The 5,999-nt window shown below is 72.3% G+C and carries 5 protein-coding genes and 1 pseudogene; 4 read left to right on the top strand and 2 right to left on the bottom strand.

Features of this window, described 5'->3' with window-relative positions; translation table 11 throughout:
* Positions 1-57: 57 nt before the first annotated feature.
* Entirely contained in the window at positions 58-2,115 is a 2,058-nt protein-coding gene (locus ACVNF4_RS31185) for a M4 family metallopeptidase (RefSeq protein WP_461806237.1), read from the top strand.
* Positions 2,116-2,523: 408 nt separating this feature from the next.
* A complete protein-coding gene (locus ACVNF4_RS31180; protein ID WP_461806236.1) occupies positions 2,524-3,048 on the top strand; it encodes a hypothetical protein in 525 nt (174 codons plus the stop codon).
* Positions 3,049-3,063: 15 nt separating this feature from the next.
* Here the strand turns inward: ACVNF4_RS31180 and ACVNF4_RS31175 are convergent, their stop codons facing one another.
* Positions 3,064-4,311: a DUF6745 domain-containing protein gene (locus tag ACVNF4_RS31175; RefSeq protein WP_461806235.1), complete on the bottom strand. Its 1,248-nt coding sequence runs from the start codon at positions 4,309-4,311 to the stop codon at positions 3,064-3,066.
* 11 nt (positions 4,312-4,322) lie between these two features.
* Positions 4,323-4,649, bottom strand: coding sequence for a hypothetical protein (locus ACVNF4_RS31170; protein WP_461806234.1), 327 nt, complete (start codon positions 4,647-4,649; stop codon positions 4,323-4,325).
* 159 nt (positions 4,650-4,808) lie between these two features.
* Between ACVNF4_RS31170 and ACVNF4_RS31165 the strand changes: the two genes are divergently transcribed.
* On the top strand, positions 4,809-5,765 hold the full coding sequence (locus tag ACVNF4_RS31165; protein WP_461806233.1) for an STM4015 family protein: 957 nt from the start codon (positions 4,809-4,811) through the stop codon (positions 5,763-5,765).
* A gap of 5 nt (positions 5,766-5,770) precedes the next feature.
* Positions 5,771-5,999: pseudogene (locus tag ACVNF4_RS31160) on the top strand (STM4014 family protein); the annotation flags it as partial.

Here is a 5,999-nt window from a genome sequence, read left to right as displayed (position 1 = left end):
GACGCCGCCGCGAAACCGTCACGCCGTTCACGGAGGTAGGCCGCGTCCGCCGGGTCGATCGCGTCGCCCGCGGCCACCGCCCGCAGCCTCGCCCTCGGCAGCCAGGAGAAACTCGTCGCCCGCGACGTGATCAAGGACGCCGACGGCACCGTCCACACCCGCTACGAGCGCACCTACGCGGGCCTGCCGGTCCTCGGCGGCGACCTCGTCGTGCACACGAAGACGGACGGCCGGACGACGGCGACGAAGGCCGGCGGCGCGACGCTCGCCGTGCCCTCGCTCACCCCGAAGGTCTCCGCCGCCACCGCCTCCGGCAAGGCGCTCGGCGCCTCGAAGAACGCCTCTGTCGCCAAGGGTGTTGCCGAGAAGGCGCCCCGCCTCGTCGTCTGGGCGCGAGGCGGTAAGCCGGTCCTCGCCTGGGAGACCACCGTCCACGGCACGCAGCCCGACGGCACCCCGAGCGAGCTGCACGTCGTCAGCGACGCCACCTCGGGCAAGCAGCTCAGCGCCGAGGAGGCTGTCGAGACCGGCACCGGCACCGGCCAGTACAACGGCCAGGTCCCGGTCGGCTCGACGCTCTCCGGCTCGACGTACCAGCTCGTCGACCCCGACCGCGCGGGTCAGCGCACCTACGACCTGAACCAGGGAACCAGCGGCACCGGCACCCTCTTCACCGACGCCGACGACGTCTGGGGCAACGGACTTCAGAGCAACCGGCAGACCGCCGGCGTCGACGTCGCCTTCGGTGCGGCGGCCACCTGGGACTACTACAAGAACGTCTACGGCCGCAACGGCATACGGGGCGACGGCGTCGCCGCCTACAGCCGCGCCCACTACGGCAGCTCGTACATCAACGCGTTCTGGCAGGACGCCTGCTTCTGCATGACGTACGGCGACGGCGCGAACAACAACAACCCGCTCACCGCGCTCGACGTCGCCGCCCACGAGATGACGCACGGCGTCACCGCCGCGACCGCGAACCTCAACTACTCCGGTGAGTCCGGCGGCCTCAACGAGGCGACGTCCGACATCTTCGCCGCCGCCGTCGAGTTCTACGAGAACACCCCCACCGACCCCGGTGACTACTTCGTCGGCGAGAAGATCAACATCAACGGCGACGGCACCCCGCTGCGGTACATGGACAAGCCCTCCAAGGACGGCTCCTCGTACGACAACTGGAGCCCCACCCTCGGCAACGTCGACGTCCACTACTCCTCGGGCCCGGCGAACCACTTCTTCTACCTGCTGAGCGAGGGCAGCGGCGCCAAGACCGTCAACGGCGTCGCCTACGACAGCCCGACGTACGACGGCAAGCCGGTCACCGGCATCGGCATCCAGAACGCCGCGAAGATCTGGTACCGCGCGCTGACGACGTACATGACGTCGACCACCAACTACGCGGGCGCCCGCACCGCCACCCTGTCGGCCGCCGCGGATCTCTTCGGCGCCTACAGCCCGACCTACCTGGCCGTCGCCGACGCCTGGGCCGGGATCAACGTCGGCAACCGGATCGCGATCGGCGTCAACGTCGCGCCGATCCCCGCGCAGGTCTCCGGCGTCGGGCAGGCCGTCTCCCTCCAGGTCGACGCCTACACCACCAACACCGGTTCGGGCCTGACCTACGAGGCGACCGGCCTGCCCGCCGGGCTCACCCTCAGCCCCTCCGGCCTGATCTCCGGGACCCCGACGACGCTGGGCACCAGCACCGTCACGTTGAAGGTCACCGACGCGACCGGCGCGTCCGCCACCCAGACGTTCACCTGGCGGGTCGCCAACATCTACGCCACCTCGACCCGAGTCGACATCCCCGACAACGGGCCCGCTGTGGAGTCCCCGATCACCATCACCGGCCGCGACGGCAACGCCTCCGCGACCACCGAGGTGTACGTCAACATCGTCCACACCTACCGCGGTGACCTCACGGTCGACCTGGTCGCCCCCGACGGTTCGGTGTACTCCCTGCTGAACCGGGCCGGCGGCTCGACGCCGAACGTGGACCAGACGTTCACCGTCAACCTGTCCTCCGAGCCGGTCAACGGCACCTGGAAGCTGCGGGTCCAGGACCGTGCCTCGATCGACGTCGGCTACATCGCGCGGTGGCAGATCACTCCGTGAGCCACCCTCCGGGCCTGACGCCACCGGGGTGACCCGGAGCCCGGAACCTCACGGCACCACTGAGACGACTCCGCCCGACCCTTCTGCCTCGGGGGCCGGGCGGAGTCGTTCTGCCGAGAGGGTCAGCCGAGGGTGACCTCCCAGGTGTCCACCGCGAAGTGCACCGGTGTGCTTCGGGTAAACGGCCGCCGGCCCGCGTCCGGCCCCTCCCGAATCCCCCGGTCCGCCTTCCCTCACCCCGAACTCCAAGGCCCGGCAACGTACTTGCCATCCCTGCGCCCGCCCCCGGCCATTCGTCCCCCAAGCCGTCACCTCCTTCGGCAAAGACGTCTATCCGCGTAGAACCCTGAGTGCTGTCATGTGCGCGACCGCCCGGACCGTTGCCGGGCCCTCATCGGGAGACCCCCCATGTCCCGTACCACCCGCCCCGTGACGACCGCCCTCTCCGCCTTCGTCCTCGCCGCGGCCGGCCTCACGTTCACGGCCGGCACGGCCCACGCGCAGTCGTGCAGCCAGGCGTTCCTCCCCCTGCCCGATCCCTCTTGCCAGCCCGGGGCCCTCAACCCCGACGTCACCCAGGACACCATCGGCTCCACCATCTGCGTCTCCGGCTGGACCGCGACCGTCCGCCCCGCCAGCTCCTACACCACCTCCCTCAAGAAGAAGCAGATAGTCGAGTACGGCTACAGCGACACCAGCACCGCCGACTACGAGGAGGACCACTTCATCCCCCTCGAACTCGGCGGTGCCCCCAAGGACCCCCGGAACCTGTGGCCCGAGCCCGAGTTCGGCGACAAGACCGCCGGCAACAAGGACACCGTCGAGAACAAGCTCAAGAAGGCCGTCTGCGCCGGACAGGTCAGCCTCGACGACGCCCGCGGCGCGATCGCCTCGGACTGGACGACGGCCCTGTCGAACCTCGGCCTGAGCTGACCCGGCAGGGGGTGGTCAGGTCTCCTGGAGCGGCGCGTACACCTCGGCGCCGAGCCCGAACGTCCAGGCCACCCCCTCCCGCGCGGTCCGCGTCCGCGGCGGCACCCGCAGCCAGTACACGTTCCGCGAACCGTCCGGCTCCGGCGTCGAGTTGACGACCTCCACCATCACCACCGGCTCGTCGACACCCATCTCGATCCGCCACAGCACCCCCGTCCCGTCCCGGTGCACCGGCTGCGCGCCCGAGTCGGCGAGATACCGCTCGTACCCGTAGAACTCCAGCATCACGCGCCGCAGTTCCGCGTTCTCCTCGGCCTGGATGCGCTGCGGAACCAGCGTCCGCAACTCCTCCAGAAACGCCGACGGCACCGGCATCCCCCGCCACGCGCACAGCGCGAACCCGTCGGGGAACGCCAGCGCCGGCCCGTCCCCCCGATCCAGCCGCCCCGCCTCGTCCCGGTGCAGCTCGACAGGCCGCTCACACACCACGGCGACCTTCTCGAACGCCCACCACCAGCCCGCGCTGCGACAGACCTCGGCGAGCCCGGCGAGGGGGCTGCCGCCGGACGCCGGGAGCTTCGAGGCAGTGCCGGAGAGGGGGTGCTCCTCGATGCCGACGGGATCGACCGGAGCGGCATCGGTGAGGGCGGCATCGGTGAGGGCGGCGCCTGGGAGAGCGCGTGGCTCACCGCCGGCGGGACCGGTCGGGCCGGTGACCGGGAGAGCGGGCCCCGCCCCGCCGGTGTGCCCGGCGTACGACGTCCGCTCCGCAGCGCCTCGACCCGCACCACCCCCGTCCCCGGCGACCCGCTCCCCGCCCGCCGCGAACGCCGCCAGCCATGGCGCGTCGTGCTGGCCCAGCATCGCGTCGAGGAGGATCAACCGGGCCCGGCCGGCCTGCTCGCGGCCGACCTCCTCCAGGACACCCTCCCGGATGCGGTCCACCAGAGACTGGGTCAGCTCCCAGAGCCGGCCGCCGGTCGCGGACCAGTGCGCGGACCACTCCTCCGGCCCCAACGCGGCGTGCAGGCGCCGCCGTTCGGCCGCCCACGGCTCACTGCGCACGGCCTCACGGACGCTCGCACCCGGGGCGGTCAGCTCACCGACGACACGCACGCCCTCCAGCGGAGAACGCGCCCACACGATCCGCTCCGGCTCGGCGAGCCCCGCCTGCCGGTAGGCCAGCCGGACCCCCGCCTCGGCCCGCTCCCGGTCCGCCGGCACCGCCGCGGACGCGCAGGCCCGCCACTCGTTCACGCTCATCGCAGGCCCCCTCAGTCCGCCACGATCCGCACCGACCCGGGCACGTACTCCCGCTGCCGGATCACCCGGTACCAGCCCGCCGGGAGCACGATCGTCGCGTGCTCCTCGTGCACCACCCGGCCCCCCTTCGGCACATGCAGCAGCATCGGCCCGAACGGCCCCGGCTCCCGCACGAGTTCACCCGGTCCCACGACCGCGTGCGCATGGCCCGTCACCTCCCCCAGCGCCAGCACCAGCCTGCCCCGGCCGTCACGCGGCTCCCTCGCCGCCCGCTCCACATGCGCCGGAACCGCCTCCTCGGCGACGGACACGAGCAACACGTCTCCCTGCCGGTACATGGACACACCCCCTCCGACTCGACCGCGGCACACCTCGCGCCGCCCATGACCACGACCGTACGACCCGCCACTGACAACGCCCCCCGCACCGCGTTGTCAGTCGCGGTTGGTACAACTGGCGGCAGCAGGACACGACCACCGCGAGCATGGAGCAGCCGCATGACCGTCCATCAGCACCTTCAGACCTTCCACGGCCTGCCGGTCCGCCCGCTCCCGCACCCCAAGGACAACCGGGAGCGGCCGGACGCGGATTCGGTGGCCTGGCGCGTGTCCAGCGAGGTGTACGACTCGGGCGAGGAGTGGACGGCCGTCTTCGCCCGCTTCCTCGACACCGTCGACAGCACACGGGTGCGGGCGATCGTCGTCGGCGCCTGGGAGGAGGCGTACGAGACGGACGCCGCCGAGGTGGTCGGCGCGATCACCGCCGCCCGCGACCGGCTCCCCGCGCTGCGGGCCTTGTTCCTCGGTGACATGACGTCCGAGGAGTGCGAGATCTCCTGGATCCAGCAGACGGACGTCACGCCGCTGCTGACGGCGTTCCCCCAGCTGGAGGAGCTCGGCACCCGCGGTGGCCAGGACCTGAAGCTCGACGCCGTCACGCACCCCGCGCTGCGCCGGCTCGTCATGGAGTCCGGCGGGCTGCCCGCCGAGGTCGTGCGCGCGGTCGCCGCCTGCGACCTCCCCGCCCTCGAACACCTCGACCTGTGGCTCGGCACCCCCGACTACGGCGGCGACAGCGAGCCCACCGACCTGGAGCCCATCCTCTCCGGCGCCCGCCTGCCCGCCCTGCGCCATCTCGCCCTGCGCAACAGCGAGATGCAGGACCAGGTCGCCGCGGCCGTCGCCGCCGCCCCCGTCGTCGCCCGCCTCGAATCCCTCGACCTCTCGATGGGCGTCCTCACGGACGACGGCGCCGTCGCCCTCCTCGGCGGCCAGCCCCTCACCCACCTCAAGAAACTCGACCTCCACTACAACTACCTGACCGACCCCGTCCGCGACCGCATCGTCACCACCCTCGAACCGGCGGGCGTCGACGTCGACGTCGACCAGGGCGACGCGGACACCGACGAGGAGGACGACGGCACGGTCTGGCGTTACGTGGCCGTGGGGGAGTGAGCGGGATGCCGACCGCATCGAGGACGACCGGGGCCATGGCGGGCGTGGCAGGCACGCCCGCCCACGCGTCGACCGGCACAGCACCGCCCGCCCCCCGACCCGCCCCCGCCCTCACCGTCGTCGGCAACCCCGAGAACCGCCGCGTCACCCTCTACACCGACGCCGTCCGCGCGGTCGGCCTGCCCGCGCCACGCGTCGTCGCCTGGACGGGCGTCCTCGCGGCGGGCGGCGCCG

This window comes from Streptomyces sp. S6, from assembly GCF_054880855.1.
The sequence above is the reverse complement of the archived record's forward strand: the minus strand, read 5'-3'. Positions and strand labels throughout refer to the sequence as shown.

Coding starts and splice junctions, on each gene's coding strand:
- ACVNF4_RS31180 (WP_461806236.1), top strand. CDS start 2,524: ATGTCCCGTACCACCCGCCCCGTGACGACCGCCCTCTCCGCCTTCGTC.
- ACVNF4_RS31175 (WP_461806235.1), bottom strand. CDS start 4,311: ATGAGCGTGAACGAGTGGCGGGCCTGCGCGTCCGCGGCGGTGCCGGCG.
- ACVNF4_RS31170 (WP_461806234.1), bottom strand. CDS start 4,649: ATGTACCGGCAGGGAGACGTGTTGCTCGTGTCCGTCGCCGAGGAGGCG.
- ACVNF4_RS31165 (WP_461806233.1), top strand. CDS start 4,809: ATGACCGTCCATCAGCACCTTCAGACCTTCCACGGCCTGCCGGTCCGC.